This window comes from Dactylosporangium sucinum (assembly GCF_014647515.1).
GTDB classification, from domain to species: domain Bacteria; phylum Actinomycetota; class Actinomycetes; order Mycobacteriales; family Micromonosporaceae; genus Dactylosporangium; species Dactylosporangium sucinum.
Genome location: NZ_BMPI01000157.1, coordinates 1 through 3,404 on the forward strand (window position 1 = coordinate 1; position 3,404 = coordinate 3,404).

Consider the following 3,404-nt stretch of genomic DNA (forward strand, 5'->3'; position numbering starts at 1 on the left):
ACCGGAGTAGGGTCGCCCTCCTCGATAATGACGTGCGCATTCGTGCCACTGATCCCGAACGACGACACACCCGCCCGCCGCGGCCGCCCGTTCGGCCAGGGACGCGACTCGGTGAGCAGCGACACTCGGCCCGCCGACCAGTCCACCTGCGGCGACGGCTCGTCAACGTGCAGGGTCGCCGGCATCGTCGCGTGCCGCATCGCCTGGACCACCTTGATGATCCCGGCAACGCCGGCGGCGGCCTGCGTGTGGCCGATGTTCGACTTCACCGACCCGAGCCACAGCGGCTCCTGCCGGTCCTGCCCGTAGGTCGCGAGCAGCGCCTGCGCCTCGATCGGGTCGCCGAGCCGGGTGCCGGTACCGTGGCCCTCCACCACGTCGACCTCGCCGGCCGTGACGCCCGCGTTCGCGAGGGCCTGCAGGATCACCCGCTCCTGCGACGGGCCGTTGGGGGCCGTCAGACCGTTGGAGGCGCCGTCCTGGTTCACGGCGGAACCGCGCACGACGCCGAGGATCCGGTGGCCGTTGGCGCGGGCGTCGGACAGCCGCTCGACGACGAGGACGCCGACGCCCTCGGCCCAGCCGGTGCCGTCGGCCGACCCGGCGTAGGACTTGCAGCGCCCGTCGCCGGACAGGCCGCCCTGCCGGGCGAACTCGACGAACCCGGCCGGCGTCGCCATGACGGTGACGCCCCCGGCGAGAGCCAGGGTGCACTCGCCGCTGCGCAGCGCCTGCGCGGCCAGGTGCAATGCCACGAGGGACGACGAGCAGGCGGTGTCGATCGTGACCGCCGGGCCGGTCAGCCCGAGGGTGTAGGCGATGCGGCCGGACAGGACGCTTGACACGTTGCCGGTGAGCGCGTAGCCCTCGACCGCGGCGGGGTTGGCGCCGGTGAGCACGGTGTAGTCGGGCGCGCTGGCCCCGACGAAGACGCCGGACCGGCTCCCGCGCAGGCCGGCGGGGTCGAGGCCGGCGTGCTCAAGGGCCTCCCAGGTCACCTCGAGCAGCAGCCGCTGCTGGGGGTCCATGGCCAGGGCCTCGCGGGGGCTGATGCCGAAGAACGCGGCGTCGAAGCCGGCGGCGTCGGGCAGGAAACCGCCCTCGGGCCGGTACCGTTCCAGCCAGTCGGCGCCGAGCAGCCCGCGCGACAGCCAGCCGCGGTCGGCGGGGAACGGGCCGACACCGTCGCCGCCGCGGGCGACGAGGTCCCACAGGTCGTCGGGGGAGGCGATGCCGCCCGGGTACCGGCAGGCCATGCCCACGATCGCCATCGGCTCGTCGGCGGCGGCCGCGGCGTGGACGACGACGGCGGCCCGGGCCGTGCCCCCGGCCCGCTCGCGGAGCAGCTCGGCGAGGTCGGCGGGGGTCGGGTGGTCGAAGATGAGGGTGGCCGGCAGGCTCAGGCCGGTGGCCTTGGCCAGGGCGTTGCGCAGCTCGACGGCCATGATGGAGTCGAAGCCGAGCTCGCTGAACGCCTGCCCGGCGGGCACGGCGTCGCCGGAGCTGTGGCCGAGGACGGCGGCGACCTGGCTGCGGACGAGGCCGAGGAGCAGCCGCCGCTGTCCGGCCTCGTCGAGGCCGGCGAGCTGGGCGGTGAGCGACCGGTCGGCGCCGGCCGGGTCCGCGGCCGCGCCGCCGGTGGGGTCGCCGGCCTCGGGGAGCTCGTGCAGCAGCGGGCAGGGCCGGGCCAGGGTGAAGGTGGGCGCGAAGACGGCCCAGTCGACGTCGGCGACGGTGGTGGTGGGCCGGCCGGCGGCGATGGCCTGGCCGAGGACGGTGAGGGCGGTGTCCGGGTCGAGGGCGGCGAGGCCGAGCCGGGCCAGGTAGCCGTCGCTGTCGCCGGCGGCCATGCCGCCGCCGGCCCACGGGCCCCAGGCGACGGCGGTGCCGGCGAGGCCGCGTTCGCGGCGGGCGACGGCGAGGCCGTCGAGGAAGGCGTTGGCGGCGGCGTAGGAGCCGTGGCCGCCGCTGCCCCAGATGCCGGAGATGGAGGAGAAGACGACGAACGCGTCGAGGGGCCGGTCGCCGAGGGCCCGGTCCAGGGCCCAGGCGCCGGCGACCTTGGCCGCCATGTGGCCGGGCCATTCACCGGGGTCGGCGGTGGCCAGCGGGCCGATGCGGCCGACGCCGGCCAGGTGGAACACGGCGGTGAGGTCGTCGCCGGCGGCGTCGAGCAGGCCGGGGACCTGGGCCGGGTCGGCGAGGTCGCAGCGGACGAAGACGGCCTCCGCGCCCGCGGCGGCGAGGTCGGCGGCAAGCTCGGCCGCGTTGCCGGCGGCGTCGCCCTGCCGCGAGGCGAGGACGAGCCTGGTCGCGCCGGCCTGCGCGGCCCAGCGGGCGACGCGGGCGCCGAGCGCGCCGCTGGCTCCGGTCACGACGACGGTACCGCGGGCGGTCCACGCCCGCTCCGGTTCGGATCCGGTGAGCCGGGTGAGCCGAGGCACCCAGACGGCGCCGGCGCGGATGGCGACCTGGTCCTCGACGCCGTCCCCGGCCAGGATCGCGGCGAGCCGGTCGAGGGCGGCAGCGTCCACGGTGGACGGCAGGTCGATGAGGCCGCCCCACAGCCGCGGGTACTCCAGCGCCGCGACCCGGCCGAGGCCGCGCAGCTGCCACGCCCACGGGTCGGTGGGCGCACCACCGGCAACGGGCGCCGCGCCCCGCGTGAGAGCCCAGAGCCGGCCGGGCGGCGCGGACTGCAGCAGCCGCACCGTGGCCTCCAGCCCGGCGGCCAGGCCCCCGGGAGCGGCCTGTTCGGCACAGCCGAGCAGCGAGACGACACCGTCCGCGGACTCCCACCCGGCGAGGCCGGCCGGAATGCCGTCCACAACGACGGCGTCGGCGCCACGCGCGGTGAGGCCGGCGCGGACCGTCTCGGTCAGGCCGGCGGGGACACCGGGCCCGGTCACGACGAGCCACCGCCCCGACAGCGTCGCGGCGGCGCCGGGCCGGGCGGGCTGCCAGGTGACGTCGTAGCGCCGGCCGGCGGCCCATTCGCGGTCGCGCCAGCGGGCGAGGGCGGGCACGAGCCCTTCCAGGGCGGGCCGTTCGGCGGCGTCGAGGCCGAGCACATCGGCGAGCTCACCGGCGTCGGCGCGGCCGACCGCGTCCCAGAACCGGCTGTCGGACACGGCGGCCTCGACAACAGCACCAGCCGGCGGGTCGATCCAGTAGCGGGTGTGCTCGAACGCGTAGGTGGGCAGGTCGACGGCTCCCCCACCACCGAGCACCGCACTCCAGTCCACGTCGACCCCGGCGGCATGGAGCCCGGCCGCGGCGCTGAGCAGCCGGTCCCCCGGCCGCAACGTCGGCACCACCACCGCGTCCGGAGCGGTCAGCGCGATCATCGAGGTGAGCACCCCGTCCGGACTCACATCCACGAAGACCTTGACCCCGTCATCGGT

At 77.0% G+C, this 3,404-nt stretch carries 1 protein-coding gene; it reads right to left on the reverse strand.

The window, feature by feature from the left end; all coding sequences use genetic code 11:
• A partial coding sequence (locus IEZ31_RS55425) for a type I polyketide synthase (protein WP_190258237.1) occupies positions 1 to 3,380 on the reverse strand: 3,380 nt, incomplete at its 3' end.
• Positions 3,381 to 3,404 lie beyond the last annotated feature (24 nt).